This is a genomic window from Arthrobacter sp. DNA4, from assembly GCF_024362385.1.
In the GTDB taxonomy this organism is placed as follows: Bacteria; Actinomycetota; Actinomycetes; order Actinomycetales; family Micrococcaceae; genus Arthrobacter.
In genome coordinates this window covers 1,982,792-2,000,296 of record NZ_CP101466.1, presented here as the reverse complement: position 1 = coordinate 2,000,296, position 17,505 = coordinate 1,982,792, and the positions used below count along the sequence as shown (strand labels likewise).

Sequence of the window (17,505 nt, the reverse complement as noted above, 5' to 3'; positions counted from 1 at the left end):
CATGAGCATCCCTGCAATTCCCGCCGGACTCCCCCCAAAGGTTGGTGTCCTCGGCGGCGGCCGGATGGGCGCCGGAATCGCCCACGCCTTCCTAGTCAAGGGTTCCGACGTCATTGTCGTTGAGCGTGACCAGGAAGCTGCGGACGCGGCCCGCGGGCGCGTCGAGGACGCCGTCGGCAAGTCCCTGGCCCGCGGCCTAGCAGGCAGGGCGGCCGACTACACCTCCCGCTTGTCGGTGACCACGGACTACGCCTCCTTCGGCGACCGGGAACTGGTGGTAGAGGCCGTGCCCGAATTGTGGGACCTCAAAGTCTCATCCCTGCGCGCCGTCGAGGCCGAACTCGGCAACGGTGCCGTGCTGGCCTCCAACACGTCATCCCTGTCCGTGAACGGCCTGGCTGACGAACTCGACCGTCCGCAGGACTTCCTCGGGCTGCACTTCTTCAACCCGGTCCCGGCCTCCACGCTCATCGAGGTGGTCGTGGGGAACAAGACCTCCGAGCCGCTGGCGGCCGCGGCGCGTGACTGGGTGGAGGCACTCGGCAAGACCGCCGTCGTCGTCAATGATGCCCCAGGGTTCGCCTCATCCCGCCTGGGCGTGGCCATCGCCCTGGAAGCGATGCGGATGGTCGAAGAAGGCGTGGCCTCCGCCGAGGACATCGACAACGCTATGGTGCTGGGCTACAAGCACCCCACCGGGCCGCTGAGGACCACGGACATCGTGGGCCTGGACGTCCGGCTCGGCATCGCCGAATACCTGCATGAGATCCTCGGAGAACGGTTCGCACCCCCGCAGATCCTGCGCGAGAAGGTGGCCCGCGGCGAGCTCGGCCGCAAGACCGGAACGGGGTTCTTCAACTGGAGCTAGAGAACCGTTTCACCGCTCGATTCTTACTTCCCGTCTAACTGGGTAAGCTCGAGTGATACTCTAAACTCAATAATGAGGGAAGGGATGCTGTGGAAATCAACCAGCTAGTCGCCTTTCTTGCCGTGGCGGAAGAACTGCATTTCGGCCGGGCCGCGGAGAGGCTCCACGTCGCGCAGCCGCCCCTGAGCCGGACCATAAAGCAACTCGAAAATGAGCTGAATACGAGGCTGTTGGACCGGACAACCCGATCTGTAAAACTGACGTCCAGCGGTCGGGCGCTTGTGGGTCCGGCTACGGAAGTCCTCGATGCCCTGCGCCGCGCCGAAGACGCGGTCCGATCGGCGGATGGCGGGGAATCCGGGCTCGTTCGCATAGCCTTCGCGGGCGCCTCCACGCATCAATTGGTTGCGCGCTTGGCACGTTTGGTGAGGGCACAACGGCCAGGCATACAGCTGGACCTTTCCAGCCAAAACTTCGCCCAACCCGCCATGACAAAGCTGGTGCAGGACGAGACCGATGTCGCTTTCGGACGGTGGGATGTGATTCCGGCCGAAATCGCATCGGAAGTTGTGCTGCGGGACTCCCTGGTGATCGCACTCCCCGACACGCATCCGCTGGCGGGAGCGCGCCGGTTAGCGATCGCAAAGTTGGCCGCGGAAGCGTTCATCTCCTTGCCGTCCTACGAAGGCGCGGTGTTGCCCGACCGGCTTCGTCGGCTCGCACGAGACAACGGCTTTGTTCCCAATGTCATCCAGGTGGCACCCGACACCCAGACAGCGCTGGCTCTTGTCAGCGCGGAAGTAGGGTGCCACCTGACGTTGGCATCGGTGGCAGACAGTGCGACCGATCCACACGTAGTCTTCGTTCCCCTGGCGGACGCCACCGCAGACGTCGACCTCAGAGCCGCCTGGCGCCCGAACGATACGAATCCTGCAGTCAAGGCTGTTCTGCACGAAGTCATGAACCTGAGTAAGGTTTCCAGGAACCAGGTCACCGCAGGTGATGCGGACTACTCACATGGTCGCCTCGCCTGAATCGAGACCGAGCTGACGGAGACGGCGGTAAAGCGTCGTCCTGCCCATTCCCAGCAAATCCGCTGCCTCCGACTTGTTACCACCGGTGGCATCAAGGGCCTTGATAATGGCATCGCGCTCAGCAGTCTTCATCAGCGACAGGGGGCGCCGGGGAGGCGCCTGCTGAAGATGCTTTGGCAGATGCCGTCTTTCGATGACCGAAGCATTGACCGACCGAACCAGATCGGTGACCGTCCTTGCCAACTCGGCCACATTGCCGGGCCAGTTCCACTGAACCAAGGACTGCAGCGCAGCCGGGGACATCGTGTGCCGCGACCCAGCGTCGACTTCATTGAGAATCCTTGTCACCATCCCCGGAATGCGTTCCGGAGTTTGAGCCAGTGGCGCCGTCCGCACACTAATCCCCAAGGCGTCTATGAAGGCCTGGACTCCTTGGGACGCGTCTTCGCTGAACACCGTGACCAAAAGGCTTCCGGAACGATCACCAGCTGTCCATCTCCTCTGCACCGCGTCCACGATCCTGGAGAACACACTGAAGTCGTCGCTGCCGGCGTGTTCAAGCCTGCGTAGGAGGACATCTTTGCCTTGCTTCAAAAGTGACTCGACCCGATCCCAGGGTGTCGGCAATCCGGCTGACATGACGAATACTTCGACTGGGCCCGATTTGCCCCATGTGGCTCGAAGGTCCAGGGCTGCCGTCGCCCGTCCGGTGCCGACTGGCCCCTCGACGACAGCGATCGCTTGCCCTGGGGCGGCCACGAGGGGACCGGACACGGAATGCGCACCGATATTCAACAGGCCGGGCGCAGCTGGTCCGCCGCGCAGTAATGGCTCCATCTCAGAGAAGTGAACAACAAAATGAACCCGCGGCCCGTCACTGACCCTGCGTGCCGTAATTTCGAGCATCGTTCCCTCGAGTTCACGCCTGAGCGTCGGCGAGGAAGACCAGTTATGGGCGTTGAGCACTTCCCAAAGCATGACGTGGGAAGCAACATTCACATACGGCAGGCCCGGGGTATTGGCGAGGATCGATTCGTGGTCCAGCACGACCGTGGGCCGCTGGGAACTGGTAAAGCGCATGAACGACATAGCCAGCGCAAGGTCCTGGGGCCGCGCAGACGTTCGAAGCCTCTCCTCGATCTGCTGGCTGATCTCCCGCGCCAGCGAAAGCATGATCGGATTTGCCGATTGTATTGGCCCACCTAAGGCGATCGAACCCACCACAAGACCAGCCGGCGTATAGATGGGCGCGGCCGCGCAGGCGTTCGTTGCCAACGCGTCGCTGTAGTGCTGGCTTCCCTTGACGAACACTGGCCGCTTTTCCACCATCGACGTGCCCAGTGCATTTGTACCGATGGCGTCCTCGGAGTAGTCGAACCCCTCTGCGGCATGCATGTTATCCAAGCGCCGGCGCTCACTGCTGTCGCTCGTCCGCCTGTCGACGATGCTGCCGCCGCGATCGCTCAGGAACAGGGTAGTTCCGGTGTCTTCCAGTTGATGCTGCCACCGGTCAAGTACCGGCACAGCAGCCCTGCCCAGGAGTGTGTCGGTATCTACGTCGCGGTACCGTTGTGCAGGCCCTGAGGCTTCAACTGCGCTGCCGATCGATCGGCGCCAACTGCGGACGATAAGGTCCGGAACCGATTCGTCTGCCTGGTAGACCCCCGTTAGTCCGGCACGAATTAGTTTTTCACGTGCCTCCCGCACTGGATCAGTCATGTTGCACCTTTGCAGTTTCATCCCTCCCGGGCAAGCGAAAGCAGTGACAATTCTTGCTTTCCGGGTATCAAAGCCGGTATTTCGGGCCCCGTCCCAGTGTTTCAAGTTGAAACACTCAGCCGCTCTTCCGCAGCCGCAGACTGGTTTACACGAAGTGAATTATCTCACACCGTCCTATTAGCCGGAGGAGCACCATCATGGACAAAGTCGTCCCCAACGAGACCCAGCAGCTCGACGCACTCGTCGTGGGAGCAGGTTTTGGCGGCATCTACATGCTGCACAAGCTTCGTAATGAGCTCGGCTTGAATGCTGTAGCCATTGATCGGGCTGGAGGGGTTGGCGGCACCTGGTACTGGAACAAGTACCCGGGAGCCCTTTCCGACTCTGAAAGCTTCGTCTACCAATACTCTTTCGACCGTGAGCTGTACCAGCAGACTCCGTGGGACACCAAGTACGTGCCCCAGGCCCAAATCCTCAAATACCTGAACGGGGTCGTCGACCGGTACGACCTCCGCCGCCATATCCAGCTTGAAACCGGAATGACGGAGGCCGAGTTCGACGAGGCTGCAGGAATCTGGACGGTTCGCACGGACCGCGGGGTTACCTTCCGATCGCGATTCCTTGTCACGGGGCTGGGCCTGCTCTCTGCCACCAACCTGCCGAAGTTTCCGGGCATGGAAACCTTCAAAGGCCGCTTGGTACACACGGGCGCTTGGCCCGAGGACCTGGATCTCACCGGCAAGCGGGTAGGTGTCATCGGCAACGGCTCCACAGGCAACCAGGTCATCACGGCCACGGCTCCGATCGCAGCTCATCTGACGTCATTCCAGCGCACGCCGCAGTACAGCGTTCCCGCAGGCAACCGCAAGCTCACGGAACAGGAGCAGAGGGCCCACCGGGAGAACTTCGAGGCCAACTGGGATCAGGTCCGGAACTCTTCCGTTGCCATGGGCTTCGAAGAAAGCACGGTCCCGACCTTCAGCGTTTCCCCCGAAGAACGGGAGCGGATTTACCAGCGGGTCTGGGAGGAAGGAGGCGGTTTCCGCTTCATGTTCGAGACCTTCTCGGATATTGCCACGGACCCTGAGGCCAACGAAGAAGCCGCGAAATTCATTCGTCGCAAGATTGCCGAGATCGTCAAGGATCCGGAAACACGCCGTAAGCTGACGCCGACCGACCTCTACGCCCGCAGGCCATTGTGCGATTCCGGCTACTACGAAACGTTCAACCGAGCGAACGTATCTCTTGTCAACGTCAAGGAAAACCCTATCGAGCGGGTAACTGAAGAGGGCATCGTCACAGCTGATGGCGTCCTTCACGAGCTGGACGTACTCATCTGCGCGACGGGCTTTGACGCCGTGGACGGCAACTACGTGCGCGTCAATATCCGGGGACGTGCGGGCGAAACACTCAAGGAACATTGGGCTGACGGACCAACCAGCTACCTCGGCATGGCAACCAACGGCTTCCCCAACATGTTCATGATCCTGGGACCGAACGGCCCCTTCACCAACCTGCCGCCGTCAATCGAGGCGCAGGTCGAGTGGATCAGCGAAACCATCAACCACGTCTCGACCTCGGGAACGGGATGGATCGAGGCCAAGGCCCAGACGGAGTCTGACTGGACTGAAACCTGCTCCGATATTGCCCACCAGACCCTCTTCCCCCAGGCAGCATCGTGGATCTTCGGCGCAAACATCCCGGGCAAAAAGCGGACCGTTATGTTCTACCTCGGCGGCATCAAACAGTACCGGTCCATCCTCTCGGAGGAAGCTTCGAACAAGTACCCGAACTTTGCAACCAATGCGGACATCCTGACTCCAGCCTGAAATGGCCGCTCGGCAGTCCGGGAAGGGCAAGGCCAGCCGCCCTTCCCGGACTGCCCCGACATGATGAAAGTCTTTCAATGAAGAAATATGCAACTGTTGATCCCACAAGTGGCAACGTAGTCCAGGAATTCGACACCATGACCGACTCGGAGGTGGCGGCTTCCCTGGGGCGCTCCTACGAGGCATATCGGTCCTGGCACAGGAAGGACCTTGCCGAACGCTGCGCCGTCCTGCAGCGGATAGCAGATCTTCACCGGCAGCATTCCGTTGAGCTTGCCAAGCTCATGACGCTGGAGATGGGCAAACCTATCTCGCAGGCAAGAACCGAAGTCGAACTGTCTGCAGCGATTTTTGAGTACTACGCCACCTCTGGAGAACAGCTCCTCGCAGACGAGGAACTCGATATCGCGGGGGCTTACCGGGCCCTGGTCCGAACAGCACCCATTGGACCGCTCCTTGGCGTCATGCCGTGGAACTTCCCTTACTACCAGGCCGCACGGTTCATCGCCCCCAATTTGCTGCTGGGCAACACGATTCTGCTCAAGCATGCGAGCAACTGCCCGCAGCAGGCATTGCGCATCGAGGACATCATCCGTGCCGCCGGGGTACCTGAAGGGGTCTACCAGAACCTTTTCGCCACGTCGGGACAGGTGGCGGAACTCATTGCCAGCCCGGAACTGCAAGGCGTATCCCTCACCGGGTCCGAAAAGGCAGGCAGCGCCATCGGCGCACTGGCTGGACAGCACCTGAAGAAATGCGTCCTCGAGCTCGGCGGGTCGGACCCGTTCCTGGTGCTTCCCGCAGCCGACGTGGAAAAGGCTGCCGGCGCGGCGGCCGCGGGCCGGTTCGGGAACGCCGGCCAGGCGTGCACATCCTCGAAGAGGCTGATCGTAGACTCCTGCAATTGGGATTCATTCCTTGACGCGTTCCTGGCAAAGGCAGCGGAATGGCAAATCGGTGACCCCATGAGCGAGGACACCCGCCTCGGTCCGATGTCCTCGCTCCAAGCACGGGCGGAACTGGCCGAACAGGTCGACGATGCGGTAGCCAAGGGGGCCACCGTCCACCTTGGCGGGTTTATCCCCGAGGGCCGCGGTTCCTACTACCCCGCAACAGTACTGTCCGGCGTCACACCGGACATGCGCGCGTACAGGGAAGAACTTTTCGGACCAGTAGCCGTACTCCACCGGGTCGACTCCGTCGACGAAGCAATCACACTCGCCAACGACTCGCCCTATGGCCTCGGCAGCGCCGTGTTCACGGACGACGAGAAGCAGGCCGCCTACGTCACGGACCGCCTGGAAGTGGGCATGGTGGGAATCAACACCACCATCAAGAGTGCCCCAGACCTGCCCTTCGGCGGCGTCAAGAGCTCGGGAATCGGCCGGGAACTGGGCAAGTACGGCCTGAACGAGTTCGCCAACAAAAAGCTCGTCCGCACTATCTAAATACTGAACACACATCCGAGGAGGCGCCATGCGCGCAGCGGTGTACTACGGCAAAAACAAAGTCGAAATCGAAGACGTCCCGGAACCCACACCGGGAGAGGGCCAAGTAAAGATCAAAGTCAGCCGCAACGGCATCTGCGGCACCGACCTCCACGAATATTACGACGGCCCGATCTTCATCCCGCCCAGCGAGCCGCACCCGCTCACAGGGAAATGCCTTCCCCTGACACTGGGCCACGAATTCTCCGGAGTAGTCACGGACATCGGGCGGGGTGTCACCACTATCCGGGAAGGCGACCGGGTTGTCGTGGAGCCCATCTATCGGTGCGGCGAGTGTCGCCCATGCAGGACGGGCCTTTACAACCTTTGCAATGTGATCGGTTTCCACGGGCTGATGGCAGATGGTGGCATGGCCGAATACACCGTCGTCCCGGTCAACCAAGTCCACAAGCTTCCCGACAATGTTTCGCTGGAGATGGGCGCACTCGTCGAGCCGATGTCCGTGGCCTATCATGCAGCCACCCTGGGCGAAGTCAACGATCAAAGCAGGGCACTGATCTACGGAGCCGGCCCTATCGGCATCGGTCTTTGGTTTGCCCTGCGCGGAATGGGACTCACAGAAATCGACGTCGTCGAACCCACCGAGACCCGCCGCAAGTCCATCGAGGCCCTCGGCGCCCGCACCCTGGACCCAACAAAGGAGGACGTCACGTCCCTCATAGCCGACCGGACCAATGGCGACGGTGTAGACGCCGCCTTCGACGCTGCAGGAGTCGCCCCCGCAGTACAGTCAGCCCTCGAATGCCTCGGGGAACGCCGGCCCCTTATCAGCGTGGCCATCTACGAAAAGCCACTGCCAACGCCCCTGATCAACCTCGTCCTCAGGGAACGCCGCATCCAAGGCACCATCTGCTACACCAGCGCCGACTACAGCGCAGTCATCGACCTCATGGCCAAAGACCACTACAACACCACAGGATGGGTCGAGGACATCCCCCTCACCGGACTCATCGAAGACGGCTTCGAACAACTCCGCGCAGGCAAGAAGATGAAACTGCTCATCGACCCCGCCAACTGACCCCAGGGCGACCCGTTGCTGCAGCATGAACAAAGGCTGGGCCCGCAGTGGCGGGCCCAGCCTTTCTTGGTGCGGGAATAGAATACCTCGAACCGAGGGTTACAGCTTAGGGCATTTCCGCTCGATTCCCTTAGCCATATGAAACAGGAGACTCCATGGCCAACACTCCCCTTGCTGCCGGCGATACAGCACTACTGCTGGTAGATCTTCAGAATGACAACGCCCACCCAGAGGGCGCTTTCGCCTCATTCGGGGCAGCCGACCACGCGCGTGAGCAGGGCCTGGTTTCCCACGTGCGGCAATTGCTCGAGTGGGCACGAAGCAATTCAATGCCGGTCATCCACAACCGGATCGTGTTTTACCCCGGTGGCAACTATGGCGGCACCAACGCCCCTATCTTCCGAATGATCGGCCCGGAGTCGCTGAAACTCGGCTCCTGGGGCGCCGATGCCCTGGAAGGCTTGGAGGCGCTTCCGGACGAGCCCGTCCTGATCCGCAACCGCATGAGCAGCTTCAACGGCACCGGCCTGGACGTGCTGCTGCGGAATTCGGGGGTTAGCACGGTTATTGTGGCAGGCGTTTGGACCAATATGGCCGTGGAACATACGGTGCGTGACGCGGCGGACCACGGCTATCGAGCGGTACTCGTGACAGATGCGACGTCGAGCATCAACGGGGACTGGCACGAGGCGGCTCTATCGTATGCCTTGACGAACATCGCCGAGCTCCAAACAACCGCGGAAATCACCGGGTCGACTGCCTGACTCCGCATATGAGCTTTCAACGGCCGCCGCGGGATTTCCGAACGCCCGCCCGAAGCAAGAGCTACTGACGGCAGTAATCCCAAATCGACGGAACGAAAAGCGTGGCCAGCAGGGGCTGGCCACGCTTCTTTGTACCCCTAGACGCGTCACAAATATTCCCCCGGGGACAGGGGCTTGTGGCGGGGCGCACAGTCCAGTAATAATGAATAGTCACTATTAGCTATTTAGCTGACGAACCCCGCACTTCGCCCCTTTGGCGCCCAAATCTCGGAGACATAGATGTCCATCGGAAACCACAACGTTCTTGCCCCGCGCACGCGCGGGCAACGTCCCACCGGCCTCGCATGCGGAGAAAGGCCTACAGAACCCAAAGGTCCACTGTTCATTGCAGCCCTAGCCCTTGCCCAACTGACCCTGTTCATTGCCCTCCTGGGACCCGTCATGGTCTCGATGGCTCTTAAAGTTTCAACACTTACTGAAGATCCCACGTCGCGGACAAGCATCGTCGGTTCCGTCCTGGGTATTGGTGCCCTGGCGGCCGTAATCGGCAACGCGGTTTTCGGGCGGCTTTCTGACAGAACTACCTCCCGATTCGGGCGCCGACGGCCATGGTTGATCGGCGGCACCCTGGTCATGGCCGCAGCACTGCTCGTCATCAGCCAGGCCACCAGCCCCGAAGTCCTCATGATTGGCTGGTTCGTGGCACAACTCGGAGCCAACGCAGCCATCAGCCCCTTTGTCGCCACCCTGGCAGATCAGCTGCCCGAAAAGCAGTACGCCAGTGTTTCGGCCACCATCGGCGTGATGCAGAACGTCGGCATCCTGGCGGCCACGTGGTTTGCATCCTTGTTTGCAACTGACATGCTGCTGCTTTTCATGGCCCCTGCTGCCGTCGGCGTCGTCGGCATGGTGATCTATGCACTCGTCCTGCCAGATCCCGTGCTAGAGACACGGCTTACCAAGTTCACCGTGAAGGAGCTTGTCCAGTCCTTTTGGGTCAACCCCATAAAGCACCGCGACTACGGGTTTGCCTGGTGGTCAAGGTTCCTGATCTTCCTGTCCAGCTTCATGTTTACCTCGTTCCGCCTTCCCTTCATCGTGGACCGGCTGCACCTTGAGACGGCACAGGCAGCCGGCGCGGTGTTCATGGGAGTGCTCGTGTACACGGTGGCACTCGTGCCGGCGAGCTACCTGGCCGGATGGTTGTCCGACCGCACGGGCCACCGGAAGCTCCCGGTCGCCCTGGCTACCGCTCTTTTCGCCGTCGGCACATATGTTCTCGTCCACGTAGAAAGTGTTGAACAGTTCTACCTGGTCGAGGCATTGCTGGGTGTGGCCTTCGGCATTTACGCAAGCGTGGATATGGCATTGGTGCTGGAAGTCCTCCCTAACGCCAACAGCACCGCCAAGGATTTGGGCGTCTTCAACATGGCCAATGCAGCGCCGCAGTCCCTGGCGCCCTTTGCAGGCGCCTGGCTCCTGACCGTCGGGGCAGCGGCAACGCCCAACTACGGCCTACTGCTGGGTGCTGCTGCAGCTGCGGCGCTCGCTGGAGCACTCGTCATCCTGCCCATCAAGGGAGTTAGGTAGCACCGCCCTGTACGCCTTGGCATCCTCCCGGCCGTAGGCTGATATGGGTCGCACGCGTACGGGATGTTCTTTGAAAGCTTTTCCGGCGCCTCGCGCGCGGCAACCCCAGTCCATTCCAAAGACGGTGACGGTCCGCTGCAGTAGCGGACCGTCGCCGTTGCGGCACATCCAGGAGAGATCATGCAGTCTGCCACCGCTGCTCGTCCGTCACGCCGCCCGAGCGGCCGTCCGAAGGGAGCTGATGGCACCATTCGACGTGAGGAGATTCTCACGGCGGCCACCCAGCTGTTCTCCGTAGAGGGCTACAGGGGGCTAACAATGAGCGCCATTGCCCGGGGCTGCGGAATGAGTCTCTCCGGCTTGGTGCACTACTTCCCTACCAAGGATCTCCTTTTGCAGGCCACCATGGAACGTCGCGATGATGTGGACCAGGCCCGAATTGCACAACCTGGGAAAGCCCGCCCGCGGGGATGGGCCTATCTGGAGTCCCTCGTCGAACTCGTACGGCTCAATCAGCAGCAGGAAGGAATTGTCCGGCTGTTTACCACCGTCGCGGCCGAGGCCGTGGACCCCAATCACCCAGCGAATGCCTGGCTGCGCAGCCACCATCAAAGCTCGGCCCAGCGAATCCGGCAGGCGCTTGTCGAAGCCATGGAGGACGGGACCCTGGGCGGGGACGCCCCCGTCGATTCGATTGCCCGCAGCCTCATAGCTGCAATGGATGGGCTCCAGATTCAGTGGTTGTCTGACCCGGACTACCCGGACATGGCCGAAGACTTTGAGATGTTGGTGTCCACAATTCGCCACCAATGGGGATTGGGGCACGCCCAGGAGGACTAGCTTTGGCACCAAACGGAAGTGGGTGACGACGAAGTCGTTGGCGTCGCCACCCACTTGGCACAATCCGGGTCAGAAGATAATGACCGGCTTGATCGTCTTGCCGCTCTTGGAGTCCTCGAAGCCCTGGTTGATGTCCTCGAGGCTGTAGTCGCCAACGAGCTTCTCGAATGGAAAGCGTCCTGCCCTCCACAACTGGATAAGCCGCGGAATGAACACCTGGGGCACAGAACTACCCTGAACCACGGTCTTGAAGGTCCAGCCTTTCACCAGCGAAGCGCCTACTTCGAAGGCGACTTCAGTACCAGGCTTCGCCGCGCCGACGAGCGCGACCGTTCCGCGGACCCCCAGGGCGTCGGCTGCCTGCCGGAGCAGTGCCGGAATTCCAGTGGTATCCACAACGTAGTCCACGCCGGCTCCTGCAGTGATTTCACGCAACCGTTCTGCCACGTCCTCGGTCTTCGAGTTGATGACGTGTGTTGCACCAAGTTCCCGGGCGAGTTCCAAACGAGAGTCGTGGATGTCGACGGCGACAATGACACCGCAGTCCGCCACCTGCGCTGCCATCACTGCAGCGCAACCTACTGCGCCTGTGCCGAAGACAACGAGCGAGGATCCGCTTTCCGGCTTGAGTTCATTGAGGACGGTGCCTGCACCGGTGTTGATTCCACATCCCAGCGGGCCGAGATGCTCCAGGGGGATGTCCTTGTCCACGCGGACGACAGACTCTTCGACGACGTTTGCATACGTGGCAAAGGACGACTGGCCAAAGAAGTGGGATGAAATAACCTCGTCGTCCTTGCTCAGGGACGTCGCACCGTCGGCACGGCGCCCACCGAAGTCCGCAGCCATCAAATTCTCGCAGTAGGCCATCTGGCCGTTGCGGCACCGCTTACAGTGGCCGCAGTACGCAGCCGCCAGAACCACATGGTCGCCAGGCGCGACAGAAATGACCGAGTCACCGACTGCCTCGACGATCCCCGCACCTTCGTGGCCCAGGACGGCTGGCAGCGGGGTGGGGTAGACGCCGTCTCGGACAAGGGTATCGGTATGGCATATTCCGGTCGCCACCATGCGGACCCGGACTTCATTGTGGCGCAGATCGTCCAGCTCGAGCTGTTCAATCGTGAATGGAGCGCCGTTCTCACGTGCTACAGCAGCAGTTATCTGCACTGCAATCTCCTTGTCATGGTCACGGGGATGGCAAGCATCCCCGGTTGCGGAACCGCTATATGCGTTTCGCACGGCGCTGCACTCTGGTGCGCCTCGCCCTTCCGAGTTGTGTTTGAAGCAGGAGGAGCCGGGGCACCGCGAAGTACACCGCGATGGGGACCACCACCAGGGTTAGAACGAACGCGCGCAGCACAGGGTGCAGTTGCGGAGCCAGCGCCCCCAGGGCGCACATGCCTGCTGCGGCCATCGGAAATATGGCCAGCCACGTTACGACCGCACGGACATGCACGGATGCAATGCCGGTTGCGTGACGGTGATGCATGTCCGTTTCATCGGCGGCAAGAGCCCTGCCCTCGTGTTCCATCCAGTCTCCAAACGTTCGGTTGGACTAACCGTAGGCCTACCCCCGTGAAATTGCAAACGGTCAGTTGGAGTTACGATTGACGTATGGCATGGGACACGGACGCAACAAAGGCGAAGCTCCTCGACGCAGCTGTATCCGAGTTTTCCGAACGCGGCTTTTCGGGTGCACGTGTGGACGACATAGCCAAAAGGGCGGGATGCAACAAAGAGCGGATCTATTTCTACTTTGGGAACAAGGCAAAACTCTTTGAGGCCGCACTTACACGGGAGCTCGGTTCAGCACTGGGCGATCTACCCATACGTGAGTCTGGACCAGCGGCCGTTGCCGAGTTCGCAGGACGGTACTTCGACTTTGTTACGAGCCATCCATGCCTGGCGCGCCTTGCCGCCTGGGAGGGCCTGGAGCGGGACAATCCGGTCGGTGCAGAGAAACGGGCCATACATGCGGACGGCAAGGTAATGGAGATCCGCACCGCACTTTCCGGCATAAGCGAGGCTCTCGCGGAAGATCTCCTGCTCACCATCATCACCTTGTGCCACGCCTGGATGACGAGCCAGAACGTTCATGTCGTTATCACGGGCACGCCCGATCAGGCCCGGCGCCGCTCCGCGATCATGCGGACCACTGAACTCCTCGCACGCGACACTTCGGGCGTGAGCTAGGGATGGCCTAAGTTTTGCCGGGACCTGCTTGAACACAGAAGAGGTCGACGCCGGGTGGGCACCCGCCGTCGACCTCTCCTGTACGAGGTGACGAAGCTCAGGCAGCAGAACCGCTCATCAGTGCTGGAACACAATGACGGGCTTGATCACCGAGCCCTGGGCGGAGTCCTCGAAGCCCTGATTAATCTCTTCCAGGGCGTAGTTACGCATAAGCTTGTCCATTGGGAAGCGGCCTTCCTTCCACAGTTCGATGAGCTTGGGAATGAACACCTGGGGCACGGAACTGCCTTGGATTATGGTTTTGAATGTCCAGCCCTTGACGAGTGACAGCCCGATCTCGAAAGTAACCTCGGTTCCCGGTTTCGCTGCGCCCACCAGGGCAAGCGTGCCCCGCAGGGCCAAGGCGTCTGCCGCCTTGCGAAGCAACTCCGGCCGCGCCGTGGTGTCAACCACATAATCGGCGCCGCGACCGTCCGTCAGGCGAAGGATCTCGTCCGTAAGGTCGAGTTCCTTGGTGTTGATCGCGTCTGTCGCACCGAGCTCCTTTGCGAGATCAAGACGGGAGGCGTGGATGTCCACGGCGATAATGCGGGCGCAGCCCGCCACCCTCCCGGCCATAATGGCGCCGGACCCGACCGCACCAGTACCAATCACAACGAGCGTGCTGTTCAAAGCTGGCTTCAACTCGTTGAGGACTGCCCCTGCTCCAGTTTGGATACCGCAACCGAGTGGTGCCACGATGTCCAGCGGGACGTCCGCGCCAATCCGGACGACGCTTTCCTCGACGACATTCGCGTAGGTAGCGAAGGACGACTGACCGAAGAAATGGGAGGAAATGACTTCCCCGTCCTTGCTCAACGCGGTAGTTCCGTCCGTCCGCCGGCCTCCAAAGTCGGCGGCGAAGAGATTTTCGCAGTAGGCCATCTGACCGGAACGGCACCGGTCACATTTTCCGCAGTATGCCGCGGCGAGCAGAACGTGGTCACCCGGCTTTACCGTCGTGACGGAACTGCCCACCTGCTCCACAATGCCTGCACCTTCGTGTCCCAACACGGCCGGGAGCGGAGTCGGATATACCTGGTCCCGGACGATGGCATCGGTGTGGCAAACACCTGACGCTGCCATCTTGACCCGAACTTCGTTTGGACGAAGTTCATCCAGTTCGAGATTCTCGATGCTCAGTGGCTGATGTGGCTCTCTGGCCACCGCTGCGGTTACCTGCATTGTTTCGCTTCTTCTCCTTCGATTGGGGATTCCTAGAACGGGTACTGCTGGTCGGACTGCTCAACGGTGATCCACTTGAGCTCGGTGAATTCGTTGATGACTGCCCGGCCGTCGAACCGCCCGTATCCGCTGTTCTTCATGCCGCCGTACGGTGCTTGTGCCTCGTTCTGCACCGTGGCGCCGTTCACGTGGACATGGCCTGCCTGGATCCGCATAGCTACCTGCAGAGCGCGCGTGCTGTCCTTCCCAAAGACCGCAGCTGCCAGGCCGTACTCGGTATCGTTGGCAACCTGGACTGCCTCTTCGACCCCGGAAACGCGAACCACAGTGGTAATGGGACCGAACGTCTCCTGGTCATAAATGTCCATCTCGGGCCGTACCTTATCGACAATCGTGGCAGGCATTGAGGCGCCGTTGGCGCGGTCACCAACCACCAGTTCAGCACCCTTCGCGAGGGCGTCGTCGATGAGACCGTTGATCCTGGTGCCGGATTCTTCGCGGATCATGGGGCCAACAATGCATGCCTCATCCGTAAGTGGGTCACCGGCTGTAACCTGGGCAGCGCGGGCAGCGAACTTTTCAACGAATTCGTCGGCAACGCTCTCGTCAACCACAAAACGCTCAGTGGACATGCAGATCTGGCCTTGGTACAGGAATGAACCAAAGACTGCTGCGTTGACGGCACCATCGATGTCGGCATCATCGAGCACCACGAACGGGGCCTTACCCCCGAGCTCGAGCAGGACAGGCTTCAGATACCGGGCGGCCTTCTCGGCAATGATGCGGCCCACGGCCGTTGACCCCGTGAAATTGATTCGACGAACCGCAGGGTGGGCAATGATTGCCTCAACTACCCGATCGGAGTCTTCAGCGGTGCTGGTCAAGAAGTTCAGGACGCCCGCGGGAAGACCGGCTTCATGCAGGACCTCGGCAATGATCGCATGGGTTTTGGGGCTGGTCTCCGAGGCGCGGAAAACAACCGTGTTACCGCAGACAATGGGATACGCGATGGCACGCGCTGCCAACACTCCGGCACCGTTCCACGGCGCCATGCTGAGGACAACTCCAGCCGGCTGCCGAATAGTCATCGACAGGGTTCCCGGCTTGTCCGTCGGCAAGGTCTCGCCCTGGATCTGGGTTGCAAGTCCTGCGGCTTCGCGGAACAGCTGCGCGGTCAGAAATACGTTAAAACCTGCCCAAAGCCCTGCGGCGCCAACCTCGGACATCATGGTCTCGATAAATTCCGGTCCGCGGCGCTCCATTATCTCAGCAGCCTTCAACATCACTGCGCGGCGCTCGCTCGGTCCCGAGGTGGACCAGGTACTGAAGGCCTTCGACGCCGACTCCACGGCATCCAGTGCATCGTTCACGTCCGCTGCTGCGCTCTCGGTCACGAGAGCACCGGTTACAGGGTGCCGGCGTTCGAATGTCTTGCCCTCACGGCCATCCCGGGGCTGGTTGTCGATGATGAGTTGCGTCTGCAAAATGACTCCTTAGTAGATGTATTTCGGCACGAGCGGCGGGGCCGCCTGAATGACGGCGGTTAGTGATGAATGGTATTCGCGGACGTTGCAGCCGGGGCGCTTGCATTTTCTGCTTGGGTGGCGCCCCGGCGCGGAACCGCCAGGACGGCGACGACGCCGATCGCTGCCGCTACCGCCCAGATGGAAAAATTGATGAAGTTGCCCAGGGAGGCAGCCACCAGGACGCCACCGCCGGAGATGGCCAAGACGGCCCCAATGCGCCCGATTCCCAGTGTGATGCCCAAGGCAGTCGCCCGTGTGGCGCCAGAGAAATACGTGGCTACAAAGCCGTTCACGAGGATCTGGGCGCCAACTGAACCAAAGCCCACCACCGCGACGAGGAAGTACATCGCGACCAACGGCATGATTCCAGTGCCCATGAGAACCAGTGCGACGCCGGAGCATGCAAACGAAATGGCGGTTACATTGCGGGGCCCGAATTTGTCGGCCATCCGGGACGATACGAGCACGCCCACGACGGCGCCGATGTTGACCGTGAGCAGGAAGGTCAGCGACGAAGCCAGCGAGTACTTAGCAATGACCATGAGCTGCGGAAGCCAGGTGTTCAAGCCGTACACGAGGGTCTGCCCGCAGATGCCAGCCAATGAAAAAAGGACTGTTGCGGCGAGGAGCTTACCCGTCAACAGGGTGCGGAACCTGCCCTTCTCAGGCGTGTCTCCCCCAATCCGGACGGGCGGCAGTTGGTCAAGGCCGTAGTCGGCAACGATTCGCTCGGCCTGCGCCCTGTCGCCTTTCGCTGCAAGGTAGGCCGGCGACTCCGGGAGGAATTTGAAGAGCAGCGGAACAACCACAACCAAGGGAATGCCGCCGAGGGCGAGCATGCCCTGGAACCCCAATGACGACAGGAAAGCAAGCGACAGCAGAGCAGCCAGGATGCCGCCCACGGCGTACCCGGAGAACATCAGGGCGTTGTTGAAATTCCGGCGGTGGGACTGGGAGAACTCGACCGTCAACGCAATGGCCGTCGGGATGACACCGCCCAGGCCCAGGCTTACCAGGAAGCGGAAAAGGCCGAACAGTTCCGGGGTGGGGGCCCAAGCGGTCAGCAACATCAGGAGTGAGAAGGCTGCGATGGAAGCCATCATGACCTTGCGGCGGCCAACGATATCAGTGAGGTAACCGATAAGGATCGCGCCGATGAACATTCCGGCAAGAGCGTAACTGCCGATCGCTCCCGTCTCTACTGGCGAGAGCCCCCAGGGCTTGTATGCCAGAAGCTTGGGAACGATGGCGCCATAGACGACCAAGTCGTAGCCGTCGAAAACAATGGCCAGGAAGCAAAGAAAAATGACAATACCCGCAGACTTGCGGGGGCGAACCGAGGACGGGGCTGGCGATTGAAAAGCCATGAGGACTCCAGGTGAAATACAC

At 61.1% G+C, this 17,505-nt stretch carries 14 protein-coding genes; 9 read left to right on the top strand and 5 right to left on the bottom strand.

Features of this window, described 5'->3' with window-relative positions:
* Position 1: 1 nt before the first annotated feature.
* Entirely contained in the window at positions 2–868 is an 867-nt protein-coding gene (locus NMQ03_RS09215; protein ID WP_255175309.1) for a 3-hydroxyacyl-CoA dehydrogenase family protein, read from the top strand.
* An 89-nt stretch (positions 869–957) separates the two neighbouring features.
* Positions 958–1,902 (top strand): LysR family transcriptional regulator, encoded by a 945-nt coding sequence (locus tag NMQ03_RS09210; protein ID WP_255175308.1) that lies wholly within the window; start codon positions 958–960, stop codon positions 1,900–1,902.
* Here the strand turns inward: NMQ03_RS09210 and NMQ03_RS09205 are convergent.
* Positions 1,882–3,621 (bottom strand): helix-turn-helix domain-containing protein, encoded by a 1,740-nt coding sequence (locus NMQ03_RS09205; protein ID WP_255175307.1) that lies wholly within the window; start codon positions 3,619–3,621, stop codon positions 1,882–1,884. The two genes, NMQ03_RS09210 and NMQ03_RS09205, sit on opposite strands and share 21 nt — an antisense overlap.
* A gap of 197 nt (positions 3,622–3,818) precedes the next feature.
* On the opposite strand from NMQ03_RS09205, the gene NMQ03_RS09200 reads away from it, so the two are divergent.
* The 6 genes from NMQ03_RS09200 (at position 3,819) to NMQ03_RS09175 (ending at position 11,170) form a co-directional block, all read left to right on the top strand.
* Positions 3,819–5,450: an NAD(P)/FAD-dependent oxidoreductase gene (locus NMQ03_RS09200; RefSeq protein ID WP_255175306.1), complete on the top strand. Its 1,632-nt coding sequence runs from the start codon at positions 3,819–3,821 to the stop codon at positions 5,448–5,450.
* Between the two features lie 137 nt (positions 5,451–5,587).
* On the top strand, positions 5,588–6,898 hold the full coding sequence (locus NMQ03_RS09195; protein WP_255175305.1) for an NAD-dependent succinate-semialdehyde dehydrogenase: 1,311 nt from the start codon (positions 5,588–5,590) through the stop codon (positions 6,896–6,898).
* A 28-nt stretch (positions 6,899–6,926) separates the two neighbouring features.
* Entirely contained in the window at positions 6,927–7,976 is a 1,050-nt protein-coding gene (locus tag NMQ03_RS09190; RefSeq protein WP_255175304.1) for a 2,3-butanediol dehydrogenase, read from the top strand.
* 155 nt (positions 7,977–8,131) lie between these two features.
* A complete protein-coding gene (locus NMQ03_RS09185) occupies positions 8,132–8,740 on the top strand; it encodes a cysteine hydrolase family protein (protein WP_255175303.1) in 609 nt (202 codons plus the stop codon).
* Positions 8,741–9,019: 279 nt separating this feature from the next.
* Positions 9,020–10,330: an MFS transporter gene (locus NMQ03_RS09180; protein ID WP_369693213.1), complete on the top strand. Its 1,311-nt coding sequence runs from the start codon at positions 9,020–9,022 to the stop codon at positions 10,328–10,330.
* A gap of 318 nt (positions 10,331–10,648) precedes the next feature.
* Positions 10,649–11,170, top strand: coding sequence for a TetR/AcrR family transcriptional regulator (locus NMQ03_RS09175; protein WP_255175301.1), 522 nt, complete (start codon positions 10,649–10,651; stop codon positions 11,168–11,170).
* Between the two features lie 69 nt (positions 11,171–11,239).
* Here NMQ03_RS09175 and NMQ03_RS09170 read toward each other — a convergent pair whose 3' ends face one another.
* Complete coding sequence (locus NMQ03_RS09170) at positions 11,240–12,340, bottom strand: NAD(P)-dependent alcohol dehydrogenase (protein ID WP_255175300.1); 1,101 nt, start codon at positions 12,338–12,340, stop codon at positions 11,240–11,242.
* 447 nt (positions 12,341–12,787) lie between these two features.
* Between NMQ03_RS09170 and NMQ03_RS09165 the strand changes: the two genes are divergently transcribed.
* On the top strand, positions 12,788–13,366 hold the full coding sequence (locus tag NMQ03_RS09165; RefSeq protein ID WP_255175299.1) for a TetR/AcrR family transcriptional regulator: 579 nt from the start codon (positions 12,788–12,790) through the stop codon (positions 13,364–13,366).
* A 117-nt stretch (positions 13,367–13,483) separates the two neighbouring features.
* On the opposite strand, the gene NMQ03_RS09160 is transcribed toward NMQ03_RS09165, so the two are convergent.
* The 3 genes from NMQ03_RS09160 to NMQ03_RS09150 are packed head-to-tail and all read right to left on the bottom strand — an operon-like array spanning position 13,484 to position 17,483.
* Positions 13,484–14,590, bottom strand: a complete 1,107-nt coding sequence (locus tag NMQ03_RS09160; protein ID WP_255175298.1) for an NAD(P)-dependent alcohol dehydrogenase — start codon at positions 14,588–14,590, stop codon at positions 13,484–13,486.
* A gap of 32 nt (positions 14,591–14,622) precedes the next feature.
* Positions 14,623–16,074, bottom strand: coding sequence for an aldehyde dehydrogenase (locus NMQ03_RS09155; protein ID WP_255175297.1), 1,452 nt, complete (start codon positions 16,072–16,074; stop codon positions 14,623–14,625).
* A 59-nt stretch (positions 16,075–16,133) separates the two neighbouring features.
* Positions 16,134–17,483 carry an aromatic acid/H+ symport family MFS transporter gene (locus tag NMQ03_RS09150; RefSeq protein WP_255175296.1) on the bottom strand — a complete coding sequence of 450 codons (1,350 nt, stop codon included), beginning with the start codon at positions 17,481–17,483 and terminating at the stop codon, positions 16,134–16,136.
* Between the last annotated feature and the right edge of the window lie 22 nt (positions 17,484–17,505).